Here is a 24,233-nt window from a genome sequence, read left to right as displayed (position 1 = left end):
AAAAGCGTGGTAAATGAAGGGAGTGCCACGACAATCAACAAATGGCTGTCATTCATGGTTAATTTCTCATTGATTTCCTAGTTCTTTTTCGCAAAGGTCGGCCAATTGCCCAATAGCAGACTCCGTTGAGGCTGCATCGTTAGATCGGATGGAAAATTGGCCGCGGCAAATAATTGGCGGGCAAGGAAGGGAAGACTATTCACTTGAGGATGCGGAGACGGTGGAAGTACTGTCCGCGTATAAACTGAATGAAGGGAGACATCGTATGGAAAAACAAGCGAAAGACGTTAATAAACATCAGGATAGCAATGAGAAAGAGACTAGCTATGGACTTAAAAAGGAAGAGAGCCTTCTGTCTGTAAAATTTGCTCCTCCGGAAAATCGCGATTTAAGGGAATAAGGGAGTCAAATCTGAAGTCATCTCTTGGAGGCAATAGGAAAAAGCCCTGCGGATGCGGGCTTTTTTTCTATCCAGGCCCAGGCCGGTCTGGCACTATTTGGTTTTTAGCTTGGGTCAACTTCATCGTATGAAGCAATTGTCACGGAAGTAACGTTCCCTTTGCGCCGGTCTTCCTCCGTGGCGGACTGGCTAAGCTGTTCATCCGTGTTAAGTCCGGGAGCAATGGTCGGGCTTTTGTCTTCGGCTTTCCTTTTTCTCATTGATAACACTCCTTGATTGTGTGGTTAACCTAAATGCTAGTATTTGCGAGAGGGATTATTTTAGACGTGTTCGGCTCAAATTGCCCTAATAGAAAACAGGAAAATGGCATACCCTACTCACAATGGATTAAAAGTGGAGGTGGAAAAATTGAAAACGAAGGATGATTTTCAAAAAGGAGCAAAAATTACATCCGACAGCCATGTGTTCGGACCGCCAAATGGGGGAAGCGAGAACCATCATTCCCCTCAGTCAGTAAAAAAGGGTGCCGCTTCTGATAGGAATGGCCGAAATCAATAAAGGATTTTGGAGGGAAAACAATGAGCAAACAATCAGACACAAAAGGGACTGCCGAGCAAATAGAAACAAGTCCAACGGGCTATGGGTTTGTTCCGGTAAAACCTAAAGAGCAGGACAATGGGAAGAAATCCGATATGAAAAAGCACTAAAAGCAGCTCATGGACGGAGTGATGATTGTATGGGTGCGATAGACAAGTTCGGGTACCGATTCGAACCCGAATTTAGTGTCATAAGCCAGAACGGGGCAATCCATGTATACAAAAATGGCGAATTTGTTGAAGAAATCAAATTTACATTTAGCGGGAAGTACCCGGTTCTGGATGAAATCGAGCAAATCGTGGACGAGTATTGCCATGAAAAAGGGATCTAAAGAGGGCTATTGCGGCGAATTGGCTCTTCATATGGCCCAAGCGGCCTTTTTTTTCTGTTCATGTGGCGCTGGGCTCCTGACCCGGGGGCTGGCGGATTACTAGCTAGGGCATCCAGAATCAAGGAGGTTACCATGACAGTTTACGTGTATCAGACTTTTGAAATCAGGCAGGAAAAATTTATGGAGGCATTTGCCAATCTTGAAAAAATCGTCAGCTATCGAAACGATCATTATAGCCATAAAGTCGAGCTATTATCGCCTATTGCAGGCCCGGATTACTCCTATGTACTGCTTTCCGAATATGAGGGCCTTGGGGAAATGGAACTGCAAAACAGGAAAATGTTCGATGATGACGGCTACAAGGAAATTTTTACGCCTTTCTTTCTCGAATATGTCGTCCAGGGGAGCATGACAACCGCCATGTATCGGACGGTTGAACGGAACGCGGGGAAACCGGTGGCGGATGAAGGGAAAGAAGAGGAATAGACCATCCTTATTAGGTGCATAACCAGCCGGGGGATGGTGGCGAATATAACGTTAGGAGGCATTCCATGGACTTTTTTTTCCCTGTGGCCAAATCAGGGCATAAAGGGAGCGGAGCCAGTAAGGGAAGCCTGAAATGGTGGCAGCTGTCGTTAATCGGAATCGGTTGTACGATAGGCACCGGTTTTTTCCTGGGCTCGGCGATAGGGATAAAAACAACCGGACCTTCACTCGTGTTTTCTTTTTTACTGGCCGCTTTTGGGACATACACAGTTTATAATTTGCTCGCAAAAATGACGGCTGAAGATCCCCAGGACGGCTCTTTTTGCTATTATGCCGGGAAGGCGTATGGACAATGGGCGGGCTTCAGTTGCGGCTGGAATTATTGGTCTTCGAATATCCTGATTATGGGCAGCCAATTGACTGCATTATCAATCCTATCAAGATTTTGGCTTCCGAATATTCCATTATGGCTCTTTGCCGCTGGATATGCAGCCTTGGCGATTCTTGTTGTCCTTACTGGGAACAAGGGCTTCGACAAAGTGGAAAATTTGCTTGCGGTCATAAAAACCTCGGCAATCATTATGTTCATCATTCTTGCGGTCCTTGCCCTAACAGGGGTCCTGCACGGAAATGTGAAGCATCCCGGCATCCCGGGCTCGATGGGCGGTTTTTTTTCAAACGGGCTTATGGGCTTTTGGGCTTCCCTCATATACGCCTACTACGCCTATGGCGGTATTGAGGTAATCGGTTTAATGGCGACGCGGCTGAAGAGGAAGGAAGATGCGCCAAAAGCGGGAATCATTATGCTGATCGTCCTGGTGGCCATTTACTTCCTGGCGATTGGCTTCGCGGTCATCATGGCAAATCATTACGAATTTAATGACAAGGAAAGTCCGTTTGTGACGGCGATGGAACACTATCATTTGTCGTTTTTCCCCCATGTTTTCAATGCGGCAATCATTATGGCTGGCTTTTCAACAATGACAGCCTCCTTGTTCGGGGTTACAACCTTACTCGTCACTTTATCCGAAAGCAAGGACGCACCGGCTTTTTTTGCGAAAAAAATCAAGTGGAAACATGTGCCTCTTCCATCGCTTGGGCTTGCTACAATTGGTTTATTGGCTTCCATTATTACAGCCTTGCTTCTTCCGGGAACAATTTATGAATATATCACAACAGCAGCGGGAATTCTCATTTTGTTTAACTGGGGTTTTATTATCCTTTCTGGCCTTCGTATCCTTAAAACAGGCAAAGGGGGAAAGGTTCTTGCCTTCTTGGGCTTGCTGCTTTTACTTGCGGCAGCAAGCGGGACACTTGCGGAAAGCGAAATCCGTTATGGCTTTTTTGTAAGCATCGGGTTTGTGCTGATCATTGGGATAGCTACGCTCATCATGCACTTCAAGGTTTGGAAAAAGCAAAAGCATGCATAGGACTCAGGCTCCTTTTCAGGGGCTTTTTTTTTTTCTAAAGAAATTTTTTAGATTGAACTTTGCGGATAACTCAAAACAAGTTTTTGTAATCCAGCTCTAGCGCCTAGCCCCTCGAGGACATAAGCCGGTTCCCTCCGGAGGGCTGGCCCATCCTGCGGGCCCCGTCTTATGCTTGTCGGGGCTGACCAAGGCGCTTCCGCATTTTGATGCTTGTCCAATTTTTGCATGAAGGTGTGAATCGAACCAGAATGGGTAGATTATATGTACAGTAGTCATCATGTCATTATGAGCGGGGAGGAAATCAATTGACTATAGACACCAGGTTCCCATTTTACGATCACGTTCTTGGCCTGCTAACCCCTTTTTTGCCGATGATTGTTAATGATATGTCCGGGCAGATGCTTGAATTTGATCTCGACGATGAGGAAGATGATGAAGTTTTTGCAGAAACCGTCTATGAAACCGAAATGGACGGGGAGTTCGACGATGACGGGGATTCCGACTGCCTGAACATCGCAATTTCCTTTGAAAGGGGCGTTTTCCCTGATTCAGATGGGGATGATTCTTTCGATGAGATGCAGAAATGCGATTATGAAGTGATCATCAAGCCCTTTTTTACAATTAAACCATACATCCTGTTTGGCCTGCACAATAACAAGACGAAGCAATTCTTTGCTGAAGTCAGTGAATTTGATGACTTCCAGCCGATTGAAATACTGGAGCGGTTTGCTCTGCTAATTCACGCTTTGTTCAAGGACGAAACGCTTTATAATAAGATTTTTATCATGACGAACATGGCACATCTGTCGATCCGGGAACTGATTGCGTTTGACGAGCCTACGTATATCAAAGGGAAAAGCGGAGATGTGCAATACGTTTCAAGCCCTTACTTTGAACTGGATAATCCGTCAATCCATGAATATCTGATCAAACAAAAGCATTACAATTAAAGAGGGAGCTGCGGTTTGCAGCTCCCTTGCTATGTTCTATTTCAGCCACTCAGTATGGAATGTGCCTTCTTTGTCGACCCTTTGGTACGTATGCGCGCCGAAATAGTCACGCTGCGCCTGAAGAAGGTTTGCAGGCAGTGTTTCACTCCTGTAACTGTCGTAATAGGCGATTGCCGCTGAGAAACAAGGGACAGGAATCCCGTTCTGGACGGCAGTGCCGACGATTTCCCTCAGGGCATCCTGGTAGCCTTCAGCGATTTCCTTGAAGTACGAATCGAGCAGAAGGTTTTTTAGGCCAGGTGAGCGGTCGTAAGCTTCCTTGATTTTTTGCAAAAATTGCGCCCGGATGATGCAGCCGCCGCGGAAGATCATCGCAATGTCACCGTAGCGCAAATCCCAGCCAAATTCTTCGGATGCCGCCCTTAATTGAGCGAAACCTTGGGCGTACGAACAGATTTTGCTCATATACAAAGCTTTGCGGACCGATTCAATGAATGATTTCCGGTCTCCGGTGAATGTGTTTCCGGAAGGGCCGCGGAGGACTTTGCTAGCTTCGACGCGTTCGTCCTTCATTGCCGAAATGAAACGGGCAAATACTGATTCAGTGATGATTGGAAGGGGTACTCCAAGGTCGAGTGCGCTTTGGCTTGTCCATTTGCCGGTGCCTTTTTGGCCGGCGGTGTCAAGGATGACGTCGACGAGCGGCCTTCCGGTTTCTTCGTCGGTCTTCTTGAAAATATCAGCCGTAATTTCGATAAGATAGCTGTCGAGTTCGCCCTTGTTCCATTCTGCAAACACCTCGTGCAGCTCCTGGGAGGTTAATCCCAATCCGTTTTTCAGAAGGGAGTAGGCTTCGGAAATCAGCTGCATGTCCCCGTACTCGATGCCATTGTGGACCATTTTTACATAATGTCCCGCACCGTCCGGCCCGATATAGGTCGTACAAGGTTCACCGTTCACTTTAGCTGAAATATCTTTGAAAATCGGTGCGACAAGGTCATAGGCTTCTTTTTGGCCACCCGGCATGATGGAAGGGCCTTTTAATGCGCCTTCCTCACCGCCTGATACGCCTGTTCCAATAAAGTGAAGGCCTGCTTGGCTTAACTCCTTGTTGCGGCGCTGTGTATCAACGAAGAATGTGTTCCCGCCGTCAATGAGGATGTCGCCTTTATCAAGATGGGGTTTCAGCTGTTCGATTATTGCGTCGGTCGCCCCGCCAGCCTTGACCATCAGCATGATTTTCCGTGGTTTTTCCAGGGAATTGACAAACTCCTCTATGGAATAGGCGGGGAAGATGTTCTTTCCCTCGGATTCCTTCGCCATTTCGTCCGTTCTTTCTGATGAGCGGTTGTAAACCGCAACACTGTAGCCTTTACTTTCCATGTTCCAGGCAAGGTTTTTGCCCATAACTGCCAGGCCGATTACGCCAATTTGCTGTTTTGACATGATTGTTACCTTCCTTTCCATAAGTCCATTAGATAAACAAGGTTGAGTGTTTGTTTCTTCTAAGTATACCAAAATGCGCATTATGAAACCCGGTTAATGCTTTTTGCTTTATCAGTGGGAATGGACTTTTTCACCCTAATCCCAAACTTCATGGATATTTTTCGGGGGAATTAGGTACATGATTTTTTGAAAACCAACATCTAGATCTTCATTTCGATTGGAGATAGGCAACCCTTATCCTGGTTCTGGTATGTATTCGAAAGGGGGAGGTGTTAGTGCTTGGAGCGAAGAACTTGAAAAGGAAGCTCTGGAAAATATGCGTTGAATCCCTTAAAATGTTCTTCTTAATAGCCGTTTTTAATTTGACAGTATAAAATAATAAAATGCAGCACCTAAGGAAATCGCACTTTTTTAGGGTCCCCTGTAAAATAGGAGGCCATACCTAACATTTGGGCGGTTTGTTCCCCGCCTGAATTTTTGTTTCAATAACGAAATTATAAGTAGATAACTCACATACCAAATTTTTCTCAAAGCAAGTTTATGAAATAATATAGGGAAGGGAGGGGATTGTAATGGAAGTCAGCTGGTATTTGGTCACGGTTTATGTCATCCTTTTGATTGGGATTGCCTTCAGTATAGGTCTATACATATGGAGTAGGGAATTTTATCTTAAGCATCGGATAGCTATGAGGAAAATATATTATGGCTTTGTTGTTCTAATTGCTTTTTTCTTATGGGCATTTAATATATTTCCGGATGTTGGGCAAAAGCTGGAGCATTTGATTGCTCTGGTTATTAGTGTGGTTGTTATAGATTTATTTGTTTTTCAGACACCGGATATCACTAAATTTATGACGAATGAGTTACAACATGAGAGTTTGGTGGAAAGTATTAATAAGAATAGGGGAGCATTTATTGAATTAAGTGATAAACTCCTAAAAGTAAATCAAATGATGCCCAAGAGTGCAGCAAAATGGCAGCTGGACGAATTTGATTTTACGCCCGAGAAGTATGAAGAATCGGTTCTCTCTTATTTGAAAACCTTTGCGTCATCATTCCATCTAGAAGTCTATTCCTACATGGTTGAATCATCCAATGACGAGGGTATCTTTCGCCAGAATGTCACTGCTGCTTATGAAAAAATCATAGAAGAACACGATTTTACTCTAAAGGGAATGGGAATGCGTAAAAAACAAGCTATCAAGACGATCTTGGAAGGAGAAAATATCGAAATCATCGAAAAGGAAAGTAACGCTGTGTTATTTCCTTACTTTGGTGAGTATTATAACTTGCTCTTTGTTGTAAGTTCCAGGAAAGGCAGTGAAGTAACAGGGGCTGATGCATCTATTATGTTAAACCTTCTATATACATTTGATATGTGGCTTGAATACAACGAAGATGAGTTCATACCTAGCGAAGATGGAAATGAAGAGTAAAATATGATACTCTTAAGAGAGGATGAAAGGAGAGTGGAAGATATGACAGTTGGATCACCTTTAAAAGTTGAAAGTAAAGCTCAAACAAAAAGGCCTTCCCGACACGTTAGTGTTCCTCCTAGAAACCCGAACAAAAGGCCAACAATCATTAATCTGGACCGTTCGATTGGCCGTATGAAAGCTAATGATATGGACGCAATTAGGCGAGCAGCTGAATAATAAATAAAGGGAAAGAGAAGGTATGCATGATTACCTTCTCTTTTTTTTATGTTATTTCTCTGCAAAGTCGCATAACCTATACAAAAAAGCGGAAAAGGTAGTGATTTATATTATGAGTTCCCATAAAAAAACATCACCACCTAGAAATCCTAACAAGCGGCTTTGTGTAGCAAAAAACATAACATTTCCTGTGCAAAAGGAAAATGAGGACTTAGCGCGGTTGTTATCGAAGGGACCTCGATTCATGAACCAAAATTGGTTAAGGCAACAGTAGTGAACATATTATAGTTTGGAGTACTGCAGAAAGTAATTTTTCTGTTGTACTCCTTTTTTATTTTGCTTATTCTGCAGCATTCCGCCTATTTCAATGCGAAATTTTGAGAGTTGTTTTTAAAAGAGGGGTTTATAGTTGGCTAAATTTTCCATGATGTTGTAGAATAGAAGTAGAACAAACGTTCCTACGAGGAAAGGGGGAGAAATAATTGCCTAGAAAGAAGGGGATTACGGATGATTGCATTATCAAAATGTATACAGATGGAGTCTCTTATAAGGAAATGATCGCCATTAGCGGCCTTTCAGCAAGAGCCATCTTAAATGTCTTAACTAAAAGTGGTATCAAAGCAATAAGAACAGGCCCACCGAGGAAATATAAAGTTAACGAAGAGTTTTTTGATCATTGGACCAATGAAATGGCCTGGGTGTTGGGGCTGATTGTTACGGATGGAAATGTTTGTCCAAACAATCAATCTTTTTCAGTCAGCCAAAAGGATCCGCAACTTTTAGAGAAAATAGCAAAACTGATGGAATTCACAGGCAAAGTAGTTAAGCGCGAACATGCAGATTTATATACATTGACTGTTTGCTCAAAGGCTTTAAAGAATAAGTTATGTAAACTGGGAATAACAAAAAGGAAATCGTTAACAGTTAATTTTCCTAAATGTCCACAAGATTATATGCCATCCTTTGTACGAGGCGTCATTGATGGGGATGGTTATGTAGATAATGAAGGATACACGGTTACAGTAACCAGCTGCAGTTATAGTTTCGCTCAGGGTTTAATGTCCGTATACAAAGAGTGGATTCTGCAATCAAAAATTCGTACAGACAAAACTCAGAGTTTGAACTCAATTTACAGAGTCGTCGTATCTGGCAGAGAAAGTGTGAAGAAACTTGCGGATATTATCTATAGGGACGCTGGATCAAACTGCGTTTTGAAGAAAAAAGAAAAAATGTTGCAAATCATGAATAAAGATAGTCTGCCCATAACAAAACGAGTTAAATTCAGAACAACTGTCAGTTCAGGTATTCTGGCAAAGCTGGGCGAACTCGCGAAACAAAACAATACATATACAAATTATTTACTTGAAAGCGGAATGAACATTTTAATGAATGAAAAAGATCTTAATCTTATAAAGAATAAACGGTCGGACCGGGTTCACTATAAATCTTCTTTTGACCGTGAACTGCTAGACAAGGCAAGAGTTTTTGCCAAAACATATGGAATTCATATGAGTGATTTAATTGAGTATGCCGCGGAGTGTAATGATGTTACTGTAGCGGTCAGGGAAGGGAGAAGCAAGAGGATTCAATCATAGATAGGATAGATTCTATTATTTTTTATTTTTGTCAGTTAACATAATATATATTCTAGGAAGTTGAGTTTGGAATTACTATTCTAGTCTCACTACCTAAGTAAACTCTTGATAGTGAGACAGAATAAAAATTTTCATCAGTAAACCATAAATTTGCTCTCAATCATAAATCGTACTACGGCAGTCATTTTACCAAAAGTCTTACCTGGTTATCTGAATATCAATCACAAACGGATTTTAGTTGTACCCATTTGACGCTTCAGTGTTTTGCATTCAGGAACGTTTCAGGCCGTTAACTTCTGATGTTCAGCAAAAGTTTTCTAGTCCATATAATATGTATTATTTACCATAAGGATGGTTTTATGAGGCTTTTTTATTAATTTACTGTGTTTACCAATTAAGCTCTACTTAATTATCCCTCTCTACAATTCTGGGGCTGTATGGGACTAATCCATCTATTTAAGAGGAACAACATTTGAGATGATTAACACTTGTCCAAATACTCTGTTTCAAGCTCCGTTTCAATAACGTTCTCTTTTAAATAAACTCTGTATGCCTTAGCATATGGGCGTGAACTGACAATCCGTTTAATTTCCTGCCCAGTATAATGGATTGCGACTCCGTCATCCGCAGCAATTCCTCCTTGCAGCCCCCGGGTACCAACCAGCCGCTGATATGCAGGCCGTCGGTCCGCTTCCCCGTCATAATGCGGGCAATTGCTTCCTGTCAATAAACCGAGACCTTTTATAGGTTCGAGCCCAGTTCCGAATGAATCTGTGACTCCTTCCTCATACCAGCAAATAGAGCCAGCGCTGATGCCTGATAAAATGACTCCTTCCTCCCAGGCTTTCTTGAAAATTATGTCCAGTCCCCATTCCTTCCATAAAATTAACAGGTTTCGTGTATTGCCACCGCCAACATAGATGATGTCTTTATCAAGTACATACCCCTCCAAATCCCTTGTTGGCGGCTTGAATAATGATAAATGGGACGGTTCACAGCTGAATTTTTCAAATGCTTCGTAAAACCTTGCGATATATCCATCCGCATCGCCGCTTGCTGTTGGCACGAAACAAACTTTAGGCTTGTTTTTTCTTGATTGATCCAATATGTATTTATCCAGGACTAAATTCTCGGGTTCCATGGAAAAACCCCCGCCGCCGAGCGTAATAATTTGCTTCATTCTCTCTTCATTCCTTTATTTTATTCTTAGGAAATTGCTAATCTAGCAAAACCTCTTCCTGGTAATTTTAACATAAAAAAACAGCAGCGAAATCCATAATGGATTTCGCTGCTGTAACAAAGGTCCGTTAATAGCGATTAAGCTCCCCCGCTTCTTCAAGAGCGATGACAGTCAGCACAAACATCGCATGCGACCATGTGAGAGGCATGACCCAAGCTGGCTCGCCGGTCTCTTTGTGGATTTGTTCCGGCAGCAGGCCAAGATGGTTGGCGTTGTTCACGGCCCAATTCAAATACGCGCGGGCCTTTTCAAAATTGCCGGTTTTAATGTCATACAAAGCCATCCACAGCGTGGTCAGTATCCAAGGGTTGCCACCAATATAGACGTCACCTGGAAAGCGTTCCAGCCCGCCCGTTACCGGAGAAGTCAGAGTGCGTTCAATCGTTTCGGCGGTCTTTCTCATCCGTTCCGAATTTTCATCAATCATTTCGAAAGGAACATTCAATCCAAGCAGGCAGATGTCGATAACTGGATCCTCCATCAGCCTGAAAGTCTTGTATCCTTTACGGTCCTCCTCTACAACTGTTTCCTTGCCGGCCAGCGTGGCCTCCGTATAGGTTTTCTCGTCAACCGCAAGCTTCAGGGCTCTTAAATAAGAGCCAGCCTCATCATTCCAGCATCGTTCCTCTACCGTCTTTTTCATCCTTTCAGCTGTTTCTTCCCATTGTTTAGCCAAATCTACACGGCCCAGTTTTCTGGCAAGCTTGGCGGAACCAACCAGGCCGCCGTAAACAGCAGCAGTAGAGTACAGGTGTTCCCCCTCCCTCTTTTCCCATAAATCATTTGTCGGGAGCGGCAGATTGGTTTCTAGGTCAATGAACATCGTCAGGTAATTTGCGCCTTTTTCGACCGACGGCCAGATCATATTCAGAAAATGATCATCGCTTGTAATTTCGTAATGCTTATGAATACCCCATAGGATCGAACCGCATTCGTCAATTTGGATGCCCCATGTCGGTGCAAGCATGCCATTTGTGTAAAATCGGTGCTCCCATGCGCCATCCTCCCTCTGTGTAGCCATCGTGGAGTAGTAAAATTTCGACACGAGGTCATGGTATCCGGCAACATCGGCGGCAGTGGCGATATAGGCGGCGTCCCTGCCCCAGCAATACGCATATCCGCCGGAATAATCATAATCTTCATCAACTTCCGGACCTGCGATAAAAGCTCCTGTTTCCTCATCATTCAGCAGCTTGAACGTGAGCAGCGATCGATTATAGACGTTTCTCACTTTTGCATCTTCAATATCGATTTGCCGGGCCTTAAGGAGATATTCCTTCCAATAACGGGACGTTATCCCATGAAGTTCCCCGGGTCCAAGTTTCTTTGCCTCCGCTAGCCCCTCCACAGCACCACCGAGATTCGAACCTGCGGAAATATAGACGGTAAGCCTCTTCTTTTCTCCACCTGCGATATCCCCTAGCTCCCAGGAAAGTGCCCCGTCAGTTTTGTTCATGATGACCTTGCCGCTCAACTTGTTCACGCGGGCCGCTTCCAATGCAGCGCCGCTCTGGTACTGGGAAGCCTCTATGCTGCTTCCGACCGCAAAGGCGTATTGGCGGAAATAATGCACTAGGCAGTCGTCCACCGGGTTAAACATGACCGTGCTGTACCTTTTCCTGTCATCGACCGTGAAATCGGAAAACATGACGAATGACATCCTATTAGGTGAACTTGATAGATTTGTAACCTGATAATCCCGCACGAAAATGTCCTTCCCGGGAACGACGAAATCCGTTTGGGTAATTTCAATCTTCAGCTGAAAATTTCGTGCTGTAGTAACGAGTATATTCGTATCATTTTCATAGGACTGAAGATGTTCCCACCCGTCCTCATGTATAAACGAAGTAGTGCCTCCATCCTCTCCATCATCGATATGGATGCCGGTATAGAACCGGTTGGCATGCTGCGGAAAGTCGATATTCGGCCAGTACAGGCGCTGGAGCTGCCCATCCTTTGTCAGCGTTGCAAGCATCTTTGAATTGCCAATAATTGCGTCTGTTAAGTAAGGCTTTTTTCTCATACGTTTGTCACTCCCCAAAAACAAGTCCCATTTTTCATTTTTACTATGTTGTGTACTTCCCCCTCCAGATTCAGAGAAATCGAGGAGCTTCACCAGGCCACCGGCGATAGAAAGTTCGATTTATCCTTTTACCGAACCAGACGTCAGCCCTGATACAATTCTTCTTTGGAAAATAAGCACCAGCACAACAATCGGAATCGTTACAATAACTGTTGCCGCGGTGATGTCGCCCCAAGGGACGGTGTAATCACTTTGATAAAGCGAAATTCCCACAGGAACCGTCCGCGATGACTCCTTAGAGTTGATTGTCAGCGCGAACAGGTATTCATTCCAGGCGGTAATAAAAACAAGAATCGCCGTTGTAAAAACACCTGGTGCCGCGAGCGGAAAGATAACTTTCCGGAACGTTTGAAAAGGGGTGGCGCCATCAATTTTTGCGGATTCTTCCAAGTCGAAAGGAATCTTTTGAAAAAAAGTGGATAGCAGCCAAATCGCGAGCGGCAGGCTGAACGTGATATAGGGAATTACAAGGCCAAGGTACGTATTCCGCAAATGAAAATCTGTTGCAAAATTATAGATGGGCGACATAATCGCGATATGCGGAAACATTGAAGAAGCCAGGACAATTCCCAAAATCAGTTTTTTGAACCGAATCGGAAGCCGAGTCAGCGCATAAGCGGCGAATGACGCAAAAACAATTGCGATAAGGGTTGTCATTGCCGATACAATAAAACTGTTTTTCATATAGGTCAGCAAGGGCCTAGTCGTCAAGGCAGATTCATAAGACCTGATCGTTGGCTCCTTCGAAAACCAGGCGAAAGATGCAAAAATTTCACCGGGTGGTTTAATCGATGTGAGAAAAACCCATAAAAATGGGAACATCACAAAAAATACGAAAACAACGAGGAAAGCATAAAACGGAATTCCGGCTCGTCTATTCATCATCCCATCCTCCTAACCCTTTATTTTTCCTTCAAAGAGGTCGGATCCGATGAAGCGGATATAAATCATGCTGATCAATGCCACAGCCAGAAAGACGATGACTGATAAAACTGAACCCGCTCCGAAGTTTTGCTGGGAAAACAATGTTTTATACGCATAGACCGTAATCGATTCCGTTGAATTCGCGGGACCGCCCCCGGTCAAAACATAAATCAGGTCGAAAACCCTGAAAGCATCGAGTGTGCGGAACAGCAGGGCCACGAGAATCGACGATTTCAATAGCGGCAGCGTAATTTTGAAAAACTGATGGTACCGGTTCGCCCCATCCACCTGTGCCGCTTCATACAGCGAAGAAGGTATGGTCTGGAGGCCGGCAAGCAGAAGCAACGACATGTAAGGAGTCGTTTTCCAAACATCGGTGAAAATGATGGAGAACATTGCCCCGGCAGGTGTCGTTAATAAATCCCCGGCACTTTCAACGAGGTGGAGCTTTTCGAAAAAATGGGCGATAATACCCGACTGCCCGTCATACAAATACTTCCACATCATCGCGGAAACGGCCGTCGGAATGGCCCAGGGAATCAGAACCGCTGCCCGGACGATACCCCTTCCAAAGAAAACCCTGTTCAGGAGCAGGGCGACCATCAATCCGATGACAAGTTCGAAAAATACGGAAATGACCGTAAAGATTGTGGTATTCGCAAGGGATTGCCACATCCGCTGGTCCTGAAAATAATTCAGATAATTTTTAAAGCCGATAAAATTCGATTTAAGGATTGCTCCTCGCGTTTCCTTCAGCTGGTCCCTTAAATCAGCCGCATTCGCCGCTTCTTCCGATCCAAATTGCAGCTTCGCGAGTTTTTCTTCCGCTTTTCCCAATGCTGCTGAATAACCAGCCGCAAGCTTTGAATCCAGCTTGGAATACTTAAGGTTTGAGTCGGTTACAGGCTTGAATGAGGCTATAATATCATTCACCCTGTTATATTTATCCTCCATCCCGGGTTCCCGTAAAAGCTTTTTATGGTATGTTTCAATCTCTGTATTCATTTCAGAAAGCGTTTGCTTAACATCCGTCTCCCTCGCGCCTTCTTCAAGGCTCTCGAGTGAATTGGACAAATAATAATAGTTGTTTGCATATCGTTCAAGGTCGATATTGTCCGACAGCATTTTCTGTGATTTGGCTGGGTCGTTCAGCCTGTAATCAAACAGGCTGTTCCAGAAGGATTGGGTGATTGGCCAAATCACAACTGCAAGGATTAGAAAAAGTGAAGGCAGCACCATCAAATAGCCTAGTTGTTTTTCGCTTAGGCTATGATTTTGCCCGGAGCCTTTTGCCATTATGAACACCCTCTCTTCCAAATGGTATATAATGCGCCATTACGGTTTGTTTAAGGGGTAACTTGAAAAAAAGAGGCGGGTGCGAGAACACCCACCTTCCTTTGTTCCTTGTAATTGAAATAAAAAACTAGTGGAGAAATGGCAAGGTTACTCTAAAGCCTCCTCCATTTTTTGTTGCATATTTTTAATGGCTTCCTCCGGTGTAATTTTCTTGGTTAATGCCTTGGAAACTTCTATCTGCATAATGTCGGACACCTTTTGGTAATTTGGCGTTACAGGCCTTGGCACTGCGCTGTGAAGCACATTCACAAATTCTTCTTTACCGAAAAGCGGAGCTGCTTCCTTAACTTTTTCATCTTCATACAATGCTTTCAGCGTCGGCGCCCTTCCACCTTCAATCGCAGAGATGAGCTGCCCGTCCTTGCCTGTCATCCATTTTACAAATTCCCACGCCGCTTCCGGTTCGTCCGTATAACGGTTGATCATTGTCATATATCCGCCAAGTGTCGATGCGGAGCCTTTGTCCCCTGATGGCAAAACAGAATAACCTACTTTATCGAGAACTTTTGAGCGTTCCTTATCCGCGGCTGATTTCGACATGTACGGCCAATTGCGCGCAAGGACTGTTTGGCCTTCAATAAACGCTGTTTCCGTTTCGGGTTCTGTAAAGTTAAGGACGTTGTTTGGCGTTACGCCTGAATTGACGACCTCGACCATTTTCGTCAAGCCTTTGATGGACTCCGGGCTGTCAATGACTACCTTGTTGTTTTCGTCGATGACCTGGCCGCCATAGGAAGCAATAAACTCCATGGCGTTAACGACAAGGCCTTCATACTGGTTCGCCTGGAGGGCAAAGCCGAATTTTGTCCCTTCCTTTCCCTGGCCTTCTTTCGCGGCAGCGATCAAATCATCCCACGTTTTCGGTGGATCCTTTACAATATCGGTCCTATAGTACAGGAGGCCGGCGTCCATGTATTTAGGCATGGCCCACTGTTTCCCGCCGAATTTCCCCGCCTGGACGGTCGCAGGGAAATAGTCATCCAAATTGATACCATCTTTTTTAATTAGCCTGTCCAACTCTAGGGCATAATTCGCTTGGGCAAATTCGGCCGGCCAAACGACATCCGCATCGAACACATCTATTTCATCGCTTTTCGAACTGAATGCCGTTACATACTGGTCATGCTGCTGGCCACTGCTGTTCGGCATTTCCTGGTATTCTACTTTGATATTCGGATGGGCATCCTCAAATGCCTGGATCAGTTTGTCGGTACTGCCTGTCGTATCGGCACCCCTGGCATACGTAATCGTAACTACTTTATCCTTTGCACCTTCCCCATTACCATCCTTCTTTGAATCCCCGCCCGTTTTATCTGAAGTAGATTGGCAGGCGGCCAGGCTCAGTGCCAGAGTGGCGGAAGCCAAAATCGGAAGGAACTTGCCTTTCTTTTGCATAAGAACGCCTCCTAATCGATTTTTGAAGCCGGTATCCAGTTCGTTGTACTAAAGTGCGGGATTTCTCTATGTAAGGCCTGGATCCGATTTCGGGAAAAGTAATGCTAGAACGTATTTACCCTTGTTTCTTTTAAAAAAACCGGGTTTATCCATATCTGCGGAATATTCTGCAAAAACAACAGCGCAGGCATTTTTGTCCTGCGCTGTTACGTAACTTTCTGTCCGCGTGATAAAGTAAGGTACTGCCTTGGCGTCCCGTAGTAGAGGACCTTCTTGTATTCAGGATAAACGGAATCGAATTGAATATAAATGGGAGCATCCAGGAGCCACGGAAAGCTTTTGTAAAATACCTGGTCGCCATACACGATCGCCGTGAGGGCCAAATCCATTTTCTTTTTAAAAATCATGAACCGGATCCCGGATTGCTGCTCGTCAAATTCACCGCCGCTCACATGGACACGCCCGCACAGGGAATATTCGCCCATGCTTTGGACCCATTCGGCAAAGACTTCATCTTTGGAAACAGTTGTTGTCGAATAGCTGTACTCTGGCCCAATCGTCAAAAAAAGCTTTCCGGTCGTGTCTGAGTGGGACAATGTATATTTTCTGCCCTCAAGCGGCCTAAACGGCGTAATCGGGGCGATATAGGTGACCGCCAAGTTCGTGTGATCGAATTTAGTCAAGTCAAGCAAGCTCCTTTCCCTTTTATCTGCCTGCTTTATACTATGCTTCCCTTACAAATTTGTGACGATTGCCTATTCTCCTTGGAAAGGCAAATGAAAAACCCCCTCTCTTTTAAAAAGTAAAGGGGGTTTCCAGGTTTTATTTTTTGATTACATACGTATCGGCAATGAAGTCATGAAGGGTACGTTTTTCTTTTGTCCAGAGTGCCATCAGGTATCCGATTCCTAAAATCAGGGAGGAAAGGATAGTGGCGAAGTATCTCCCGATTGCCCGGCCATAGCTGATTCGGCCGCCGTCCGGCCCAATTACTTTTATGCCCATTGCCATCTTTCCTAGGGTTGCCTGGTTGGATGAGCCCTCCATTCCTGCTTTATAGGCAATGCCAAGAATTAAGGAAAGAAAATTAATAAAAACGCCGTTATCATCCGCAAACGCAAACAATAATCCAAGGACGCCTCCTGCAACTCCAAGGATAACCGAATCGATTATTAACGCTACAAGCCTCTCACCGAAACTCGCGAACCGAACATTGTCCCCATTTGTACCCACAATGGTATTTGGCCCGAAATTATGTGAGGGGCCGGACTGGTAACCGCCGCTAGTGGATCCGTTATAACCATCTCGGTCGCCAGTGTTTCCAAAGTTGCTCGAAGATGGGGCTGGTTGGAGTGGTGGCCTTGAACCAGCGAATTTATACCCGCAAATGATGCAGTAGGGATCGCCCTTTTTCCTTTCAGTGCCGCAATCCGGGCATATGTCCGCGGCCTTTCTGTCAAGGTAATCCCCGCAACTGCTGCAAAAACGGGCGGAATCGTCATTTAACGTATTGCAATTAGGACAGTTCAAGTAGTTGCCTCCTTATAGGAATTTTCAAAGATTAATAAATAGTATAATAAACTGGCTAAAAGATTACTAGGAAAATTGGTTGAAATTGTCGTGTTTTGTCATTTTTGGATTCGGCCCTGAATGTTCATCCCATCATGTGTCCTCTCTCAAGGAAAATTAGGACTGAGGAGCCAGGAAAAGGCCAGCCAATGTTCTGCCCATTAAAGGGCAAAGGGCCGTCCGATGCAGGACAGCCCTTTGTTCAGCTAAGCTAGTTCAGTTTCTTCCCTTCCGGCTTCCTTCCAGAGGGAAACGGGTTTTCCGCTTTCCACTTCATCAAAAATAAACGAACCGTTTGAATAGCGGTCGGTGAATTTCAGCTCGCTCGCCATTATAGAGAGAAGCTGTCCTTTTTCAGTCAGGATGAAGAGCTGGTCGCGGTCTTCAATCGCTTCAATGCCGACTACGCGGTGCGGATTGGCTTTCAGTTCCCTAAGGATGACGACTCCGCGTTTGGCACGAGCAGCTTTTTCAAATTCTTTTAATTTCATTTTTTTCATCGCCCCGCGCTGGGTAACAATGGCGATTGATTCCTTGCCATCTGGGCCAATCACTTTTCCGCCGGCTACGAAATCGCCTTCTTTCAGGTTGATCCCTTTCACTCCGGCGGCCCTGATGCCAATCGGGCTGACCTCCGCCTCATCGAACCATAGCGCATATCCATAATGGGAGACGAGGAACAGTTCCTGTGATCCGTCCGTTACGTGAACATCGATAACCTGGTCGGCATCCTTAAGGTTAATTGCCGTAAGAGGTTTGGAATAGCGCTGCGCCTTATAAAGCTTCAGATCTGTTTTCTTGACCATTCCATTCCTGGTAACGAAAAGCAGATAAGAGTCGTTTTCGAAATCTTTTACCGGGAGCGCTTTGATGAGTTCTTCATCCCGATCGATAGGAATGATATTGGCGACATGCTGCCCCATATCCTTCCATCTGATATCAGGAAGCTCGTGGACAGGCATGTACAGATAGTTTCCTTTGGATGTAAAAAGGAGCAGAACATCCTTCGTATTCATTTCCAACTGCGCGAACATCCGGTCTGAATCCTTCATCGCCAAATCCTGACCGTTTGATGCGCTGAATGAACGCAGGCTTGTCCGTTTGATATACCCTTCCTTCGTCACAGTTACGATAACATCCTCGCTTGGGACCATGACATCGAGATTGATTTTCAATTCTTCAATTTCATCCTCAATGACTGACCTTCTCGCATCGGCGAAGCGCTTTTTAACATCCTTAAGGTCTTTTTTAATGACGCTGTAAAGTTTCTTTTCACTGCCAAGGATGGATTGCAGCTCTTCAATTTTTTTCGAAAGTTCTTCCGCTTCTTTCATAAGCGCGGTAATATCCGTATTGGTCAATCTGTAAAGCTGCAAGGAAACGATTGCTTCGGCTTGCGGCTCGGTAAATCCGAATTTTGCGATAAGGTTGTCCTTCGCATTCCGTTTATCCTTGGAAGCGCGGATGGCTGCTATTACTTGATCGAGAATCGAAAGTGCCTTTATAAGGCCTTCGACGATATGCTGCCTTTCCCGCGCTTTTCTTAGCTCATATTGTGATCTTCTCGTTACGACGTCTTTTTGATGGCCGATATAGGCATCAAGAAGTTCCCTGAGGCCCATGAGCACCGGCCGCTTGTTGTGAATGGCGACCATATTAAAGTTATAGGCCACCTGAAGATCGCTGTTCTTGTATAGATAATTCAGGACGCCTAAAGCATCCGCATCCTTACGCAATTCGATAACAATCCTAAGCCCTGTCCGGTCAGTTTCGTCCCGGATTTCAGAAATTCCCTCAAGCTTCCGATCAAGCCTGAATTCATCCATTTTTTTGACGAGGTTTGCCTTGTTCACCTCATACGGAATTTCTGTAATGACGATTTGCTGCCTGCCGCCGCGGATGTCTTCAATCTCGGCTTTGCTGCGGACGATGATCTTCCCGCGTCCGGTTTCATACGCTTTCCTAATTCCATCAATGCCCTGGATGATTCCGCCGGTCGGAAAATCGGGCCCTTTAATGGCTGTCATCAGCTGTTCGATAGAGGCGTCGGGATTGTCCATCCTCATAATGACGCCATCGATGACTTCACCTAAATGGTGGGGTGGTATGTCTGTCGCGTATCCTGCTGAAATACCAGTCGAACCATTGACGAGGAGATTAGGGAACATCGCCGGCAAAACAGTCGGCTCACTTGATGTGTCATCAAAGTTTGGGATGAAGTCGACCGTCTGCTTTTCAATATCGCGCAATAGCTCGGTTGAAATGGCGGATAGCCTGGCTTCCGTATAACGCATCGCGGCAGGAGGGTCACCATCCACGCTTCCGTTATTTCCGTGCATTTCGACAAGGACATTGCGTACCTTCCAATCCTGGCTCATCCGCACCATTGCCTCATACACAGATGAGTCGCCGTGCGGATGATAATTGCCGATTACGTTTCCGACGGTTTTTGCTGATTTCCGGAACCCTTTTTCATGTGTGTTCCCTTCAACATGCATAGCGTACAAAATGCGCCGCTGCACAGGCTTCAGCCCGTCACGCGCATCAGGAAGCGCCCGCTCCTGGATAATGTATTTACTGTATCTGCCAAACCTGTCGCCTAGTATATCTTCAAGGGGAAGGTCGCGGAATTTCTCTGTCAAGCTCATTGCCCTATTTCCTCCTCGGCGACGGTAATATTTTCATTGTCAAGAATTGTATCAAGTTCATCCTCTTCTTCCAGCCCGAAAGCAACGTTCGATTCGATCCACTTCCTGCGGGGTTCAACTTTATCTCCCATGAGCGTAGTAACCCTGCGTTCCGCCCGGGCCGCGTCATCGATCTTCACCCTGATCAATGTCCTTGTTTCAGGGTCCATTGTCGTTTCCCACAGCTGGTCGGCGTTCATTTCGCCGAGTCCTTTATAACGCTGGATCATATAGCCCTTGCCAACCTTTTTGATGGCGCCCTGGAGTTCACTTTCATTCCAGGCATATTCAATGACTTCCTTCTTGCCTGTACCCTTGCTGACCTTGAAAAGCGGCGGGAGGGCGATGAAAACCTTGCCAGCCTCCACTAGCGGCTTCATGTAGCGGTAAAAGAATGTGAGCAAAAGGACCTGGATATGAGCCCCGTCCGTATCGGCATCAGTCATGATGATAATCTTGTCATAGTTGATATCCTCTACGCTGAAATCCGACCCAACCCCCCCGCCGATTGCGTGGATGATCGTGTTGATTTCTTCATTTTTAAAAATATCCTGGAGCTTCGCTTTCTCCGTATTGATGACTTTACCCCTTAACGGAAGGACTGCCTGGAATTTGCGGTCACGGCCTTGTTTTGCCGATCCTCCAGCGGAGTCCCCCTCGACCAGGTAAAGTTCGTTTTTCTGAGGATTGCGCGATTGCGCCGGAGTCAGCTTGCCGGACAGGACCGCGTCTGCCCGCTTCCGCTTCTTGCCGCTCCTTGCCTCTTCCCGTGCCTTTCGGGCAGCTTCCCTTGCCTGGAATGCCTTAATTGATTTTTTTATTAAAAGTGAGCTAATATCCGGATTCTCCTCAAGGAAATAGGAAAGATGTTCGGAAACGACTGAATCGACAGCCGACCTTGCCTCGCTCGTGCCAAGTTTCCCTTTTGTCTGCCCTTCAAATTGGAGCTGGCCTTCGGGGATGCGGACCGAAATAATCGCCGATAGCCCTTCACGGATATCGGCGCCATCGAGGTTTTTATCCTTTTCCTTCAGGAGGGAAACCTTGCGGGCGTAATCGTTAAATACCCTCGTCATCGCAGTTTTCGCGCCTGCTTCGTGCGTGCCGCCGTCCTTTGTCCTTACGTTGTTAACGAATGAAAGGACATTTTCCGAATAGCCATCATTGAATTGAAAGGAGAATTCAACTTCAATCCCGTTCGTTGCGCCCTCGAAGCTGACGACTGGGTGAAGGACTTCCTTGCCTTCGTTCAAATATTCGACAAACGCCTCTATCCCATTTTCATAATGGAAGGATTCCTGCAGCGCGTTCCGGTCGTCAATAATATCGATTTTCATGCCTTTTAAAAGAAAGGCAGATTCCCTTAGCCTTTCGCAAAGAGTTTCAAAGTTATAAGTTGTGACTGAAAAAATTGTTGGATCCGGCTTGAAATGAATGGTTGTGCCTGTCTGGTTCGTTTTGCCGATTTTTTCAAGGGTGGTTGCCGGTTTTCCGCCATTTTCAAACCGCTGTTCGTAGACTATGCCGTCCCTTTTAATTGTGACAACCAGCCATTCCGAAAGGGCGTTGACTACCGAGGCGCCGACGCCATGGAGGCCTCCGCTTGTTTTATAGCCCCCTTGGCCAAACTTCCCTCCGGCATGCAGAACGGTCAGGATAACTTCGGGGGTGGGCTTGCCAAGCTTGTGCATACCAGTTGGCATTCCGCGCCCTTTATCAATGACGCTAATTGAATTATCCTTGTGGATCCTTACGATGATGTGGTTGCCATATCCGGCAAGCGCTTCATCGACAGAGTTGTCGACAATTTCGTAAACAAGATGGTGGAGACCTCTTGCGTCAGTACTCCCGATGTACATACCCGGGCGCTTCCTGACTGCCTCCAAGCCCTCGAGGACCTGGATGGCGTCATCATTATAAGTAAAAGCCTGTTGGTTTGCTGACACTAAAATACCCCTTTCATGCTCTGCCAAAGAATGTTCATTTTATTTCTATCATCCTTTTAGGCAACGAATACAGTGAAGCTTCCATCAGAGCGGGTCCATCCCTCAATGATGGTTACGTCCTAATAAGTGTGGGATAACCGGAAATATTGTTCGAGAACGGATGTTCGCAAGTTTAATTTTACCATAACTTGTCCTGCCGTCTATGCTTTATTGTAGCGATTTATTTCGTTTTCGCAAACCAGTTCTTTCAAATTTCCTTGTATTTTGCTTGTATTTGGGTTGTTTTGGTTATGAACCGGACGAAAAAAGCCGCCCGCAGGCAGCCGTTTTCAAGTATGTTATCTTCTTGTTAAAGCGTGTTCCACCTTAATGCAGCGGTCCATTATGACGGTATATCCTCTTTCTTTCAGGAAATGATACGCTTCTTCACTTTCAAGGCCGAGCTGCGCCCAGAATACATCTGCATCCATTTCCGCGAATTCCCTGGCGACACCGGGCAAATACTCGGGCCGGCGGAATACGTTAACGATGTCTACATGGCCCTCAATATCTTTAAGCGATGGTACCGCTTTTACCCCCAGCGCTTCTTTAATCGTCGGATTCACAGGGATGATTTCGTAGCCGGCCTTTTGCATCGCTTCGGATACCATATAGGATGTTTTTTCTGGATTATCGCTTAGGCCAACAACAGCGATTCTTTTTGCCTTATTGAGGATTTCCTTTATTTCCTCACGGCTTGGATACGTCAACATTCGTCCGCTTCCTCCTTAACCTTTTAGCTTAAGTTTACCTTTTCCCATTAAAAATGCCTATTATTCTGCTTTTTTACGGAAAAGGTAAACAACAAGAGGAATGCTGGGCTAATCTTCCGGTTCAATCCCTGCTGAATGCTTTTGGGATGGACAGCCTGAACAGCGTGCCGGATTGATTGTTTTCAGCGCTGGCGCTTCCTTTCATGCGCTCGACGATCGTTTTGACCATATAAAGCCCCAAGCCGGTACTTCCAGCCCTTGTTGTAAAGTGAGGGTCAAAGATGTGCGCCATGTTGGATGGATCGATCCCTCCGGTGTTGTCTGTAAATACGGTTTCAGAAAAACCATCTTTATCTTCAATCGCAATTGAAATTCTCCTGTTTTCCGAGCCTTTGTGGACAAAAGCGTCCCTCGAATTGGCAAGAAGATTAAGGATTGCCTGGCTGAATTCATTCGGATAGCCGAACGCCATTTGCTGTCCCCTGTAGATGAATTCAATCTCTATTTCGTGCTTTTTCAGGCTAGGCGAGAAAAGGGACAATGCATCCTCAATCGCATCCGCTACGGAGAAGAACGACTTTTCCAGGTTTCGTCGGTAAAATCTTCGGATATCGTGGATGGTCCGGGAGAGTACTTGTACCTGTTCTAGCCCTTCTTTTATGAAAATATCGGCAAATTGTTCGTTGATTTCTCCAAATTCCAGCGCTTCCCTTGCTTCCTGAAAAAGCATTGATAAATTATTCAAAGGCTGCCGCCACTGATGCCCGATGCTTGCGAGCATTTCTCCCATTGCCGCTAGCCTTGATTGTTGAATGAGGATTGCGTCTTTTTGTCTGTTTTTTTCAATTTCCGAAGATATCTTTGCCTTAAGGGTAAATATCAGATCATTTGGCTGGAATGAGTTATGCTCTTTATGTAATGTCGAGCCTGGACGAGGGGCCAAAGCGCCGGTATACCCCTGGAGTGAACCATCATCTAATAAAATTGGCAGCATGGTTACTGTAACGAATGCAGTCTGTCCTTTTTTGGTGAATAAAGTGTGTTTTCCGTTTTGGATGAGGGGCAGGAGGGTGTCGCAACTCCTTAAAAGAGGGTCGGGGCTGAAAAAATCGAGGAAGTTTTGGCCGATAGTTTCGTTTGGATTAAGGCCGGTTATCGTTTCCCACTCCCCTTCAACAGCAGTAAACAATCCTTTGGAATTTAGCAGAAAAATACCTAGTGGGGATTCGCTCTCCGGAAAGGCAACGGCTGCCGGTGAATCCCCTTGTTTATCCTCCCAAGAATTCATATACTCACAACCTTTTAAATGGATTTTAAAAAATAAGCCGGCCTTACGTTTATAACTTGGCCGGCGGAAGCTTTAAAAGCGCCTATATGTAAAATTATAGGAA

Annotated in this window: 22 protein-coding genes; 9 read left to right on the top strand and 13 right to left on the bottom strand. The window is 45.3% G+C overall.

Annotation, left to right across the window (positions count from 1 at the left end; translation table 11 throughout):
• Positions 1–265 precede the first annotated feature (265 nt).
• Complete coding sequence (locus ADU24_RS23665; RefSeq protein WP_269432229.1) at positions 266–400, top strand: hypothetical protein; 135 nt, start codon at positions 266–268, stop codon at positions 398–400.
• 104 nt (positions 401–504) lie between these two features.
• On the opposite strand, the gene ADU24_RS23335 is transcribed toward ADU24_RS23665, so the two are convergent.
• Positions 505–660, bottom strand: a complete 156-nt coding sequence (locus tag ADU24_RS23335) for a hypothetical protein (protein WP_197277503.1) — start codon at positions 658–660, stop codon at positions 505–507.
• A 148-nt stretch (positions 661–808) separates the two neighbouring features.
• On the opposite strand from ADU24_RS23335, the gene ADU24_RS23030 reads away from it, so the two are divergent.
• From ADU24_RS23030 to ADU24_RS11290, 6 genes are all read left to right on the top strand, one after another.
• Positions 809–958, top strand: coding sequence for a hypothetical protein (locus ADU24_RS23030; protein WP_156324564.1), 150 nt, complete (start codon positions 809–811; stop codon positions 956–958).
• 20 nt (positions 959–978) lie between these two features.
• Complete coding sequence (locus ADU24_RS23660) at positions 979–1,107, top strand: hypothetical protein (protein ID WP_269432228.1); 129 nt, start codon at positions 979–981, stop codon at positions 1,105–1,107.
• A 29-nt stretch (positions 1,108–1,136) separates the two neighbouring features.
• The gene (locus ADU24_RS11305; protein ID WP_053366735.1) at positions 1,137–1,328 is read left to right on the top strand and encodes a YbxH family protein; all 192 of its coding nucleotides are present in this window, start codon (positions 1,137–1,139) and stop codon (positions 1,326–1,328) included.
• Between the two features lie 132 nt (positions 1,329–1,460).
• Positions 1,461–1,814 carry a hypothetical protein gene (locus ADU24_RS11300; RefSeq protein ID WP_053366734.1) on the top strand — a complete coding sequence of 118 codons (354 nt, stop codon included), beginning with the start codon at positions 1,461–1,463 and terminating at the stop codon, positions 1,812–1,814.
• Positions 1,815–1,879: 65 nt separating this feature from the next.
• Entirely contained in the window at positions 1,880–3,244 is a 1,365-nt protein-coding gene (locus ADU24_RS11295) for an amino acid permease (protein ID WP_053366733.1), read from the top strand.
• 305 nt (positions 3,245–3,549) lie between these two features.
• Entirely contained in the window at positions 3,550–4,194 is a 645-nt protein-coding gene (locus tag ADU24_RS11290) for a hypothetical protein (RefSeq protein WP_053366732.1), read from the top strand.
• A 36-nt stretch (positions 4,195–4,230) separates the two neighbouring features.
• On the opposite strand, the gene gndA is transcribed toward ADU24_RS11290, so the two are convergent.
• Positions 4,231–5,661 carry an NADP-dependent phosphogluconate dehydrogenase gene (gndA, locus tag ADU24_RS11285; RefSeq protein ID WP_156324563.1) on the bottom strand — a complete coding sequence of 477 codons (1,431 nt, stop codon included), beginning with the start codon at positions 5,659–5,661 and terminating at the stop codon, positions 4,231–4,233.
• 551 nt (positions 5,662–6,212) lie between these two features.
• On the opposite strand from gndA, the gene ADU24_RS11280 reads away from it, so the two are divergent.
• Positions 6,213–7,076 (top strand): type II toxin-antitoxin system SpoIISA family toxin, encoded by an 864-nt coding sequence (locus ADU24_RS11280; RefSeq protein ID WP_053366730.1) that lies wholly within the window; start codon positions 6,213–6,215, stop codon positions 7,074–7,076.
• Positions 7,077–7,777: 701 nt separating this feature from the next.
• Positions 7,778–8,890, top strand: a complete 1,113-nt coding sequence (locus ADU24_RS11270) for an LAGLIDADG family homing endonuclease (RefSeq protein ID WP_053366728.1) — start codon at positions 7,778–7,780, stop codon at positions 8,888–8,890.
• Positions 8,891–9,371: 481 nt separating this feature from the next.
• Here the strand turns inward: ADU24_RS11270 and ADU24_RS11265 are convergent, their stop codons facing one another.
• The 11 genes from ADU24_RS11265 to ADU24_RS11215 all read right to left on the bottom strand — a co-directional run bounded on the left by ADU24_RS11265 (position 9,372) and on the right by ADU24_RS11215 (position 24,130).
• Positions 9,372–10,070, bottom strand: a complete 699-nt coding sequence (locus ADU24_RS11265; RefSeq protein WP_053366727.1) for a peptidase E — start codon at positions 10,068–10,070, stop codon at positions 9,372–9,374.
• A 127-nt stretch (positions 10,071–10,197) separates the two neighbouring features.
• A complete protein-coding gene (locus ADU24_RS11260; RefSeq protein ID WP_053366726.1) occupies positions 10,198–12,153 on the bottom strand; it encodes a glycoside hydrolase family 15 protein in 1,956 nt (651 codons plus the stop codon).
• A gap of 120 nt (positions 12,154–12,273) precedes the next feature.
• Complete coding sequence (locus ADU24_RS11255; protein WP_053366725.1) at positions 12,274–13,095, bottom strand: carbohydrate ABC transporter permease; 822 nt, start codon at positions 13,093–13,095, stop codon at positions 12,274–12,276.
• Between the two features lie 12 nt (positions 13,096–13,107).
• Positions 13,108–14,433, bottom strand: a complete 1,326-nt coding sequence (locus ADU24_RS11250; RefSeq protein ID WP_053366724.1) for a carbohydrate ABC transporter permease — start codon at positions 14,431–14,433, stop codon at positions 13,108–13,110.
• 147 nt (positions 14,434–14,580) lie between these two features.
• Positions 14,581–15,888 (bottom strand): ABC transporter substrate-binding protein, encoded by a 1,308-nt coding sequence (locus tag ADU24_RS11245; RefSeq protein ID WP_053366723.1) that lies wholly within the window; start codon positions 15,886–15,888, stop codon positions 14,581–14,583.
• A gap of 206 nt (positions 15,889–16,094) precedes the next feature.
• The gene (locus ADU24_RS11240; RefSeq protein WP_053366722.1) at positions 16,095–16,571 is read right to left on the bottom strand and encodes a staygreen family protein; all 477 of its coding nucleotides are present in this window, start codon (positions 16,569–16,571) and stop codon (positions 16,095–16,097) included.
• 139 nt (positions 16,572–16,710) lie between these two features.
• On the bottom strand, positions 16,711–17,418 hold the full coding sequence (locus tag ADU24_RS11235; protein ID WP_053366721.1) for an RDD family protein: 708 nt from the start codon (positions 17,416–17,418) through the stop codon (positions 16,711–16,713).
• A gap of 245 nt (positions 17,419–17,663) precedes the next feature.
• Positions 17,664–20,105 (bottom strand): DNA topoisomerase IV subunit A, encoded by a 2,442-nt coding sequence (gene parC / locus ADU24_RS11230; protein WP_053366720.1) that lies wholly within the window; start codon positions 20,103–20,105, stop codon positions 17,664–17,666.
• On the bottom strand, positions 20,102–22,090 hold the full coding sequence (gene parE, locus ADU24_RS11225) for a DNA topoisomerase IV subunit B (protein ID WP_053366719.1): 1,989 nt from the start codon (positions 22,088–22,090) through the stop codon (positions 20,102–20,104). The genes parC and parE overlap by 4 nt, the downstream gene beginning before the upstream one ends.
• A gap of 338 nt (positions 22,091–22,428) precedes the next feature.
• The gene (locus ADU24_RS11220) at positions 22,429–22,842 is read right to left on the bottom strand and encodes a CoA-binding protein (protein ID WP_053366718.1); all 414 of its coding nucleotides are present in this window, start codon (positions 22,840–22,842) and stop codon (positions 22,429–22,431) included.
• A gap of 121 nt (positions 22,843–22,963) precedes the next feature.
• Positions 22,964–24,130: a PAS domain-containing sensor histidine kinase gene (locus tag ADU24_RS11215; RefSeq protein ID WP_053366717.1), complete on the bottom strand. Its 1,167-nt coding sequence runs from the start codon at positions 24,128–24,130 to the stop codon at positions 22,964–22,966.
• Between the last annotated feature and the right edge of the window lie 103 nt (positions 24,131–24,233).

The sequence above is a fragment of the Bacillus sp. FJAT-27245 genome, assembly GCF_001273955.1.
Classification (GTDB): domain Bacteria; phylum Bacillota; class Bacilli; order Bacillales; family Cytobacillaceae; genus Bacillus_D.
Note: the sequence above shows the minus strand (reverse complement) of the source record. Positions and strands in the feature narration are given on the sequence as shown.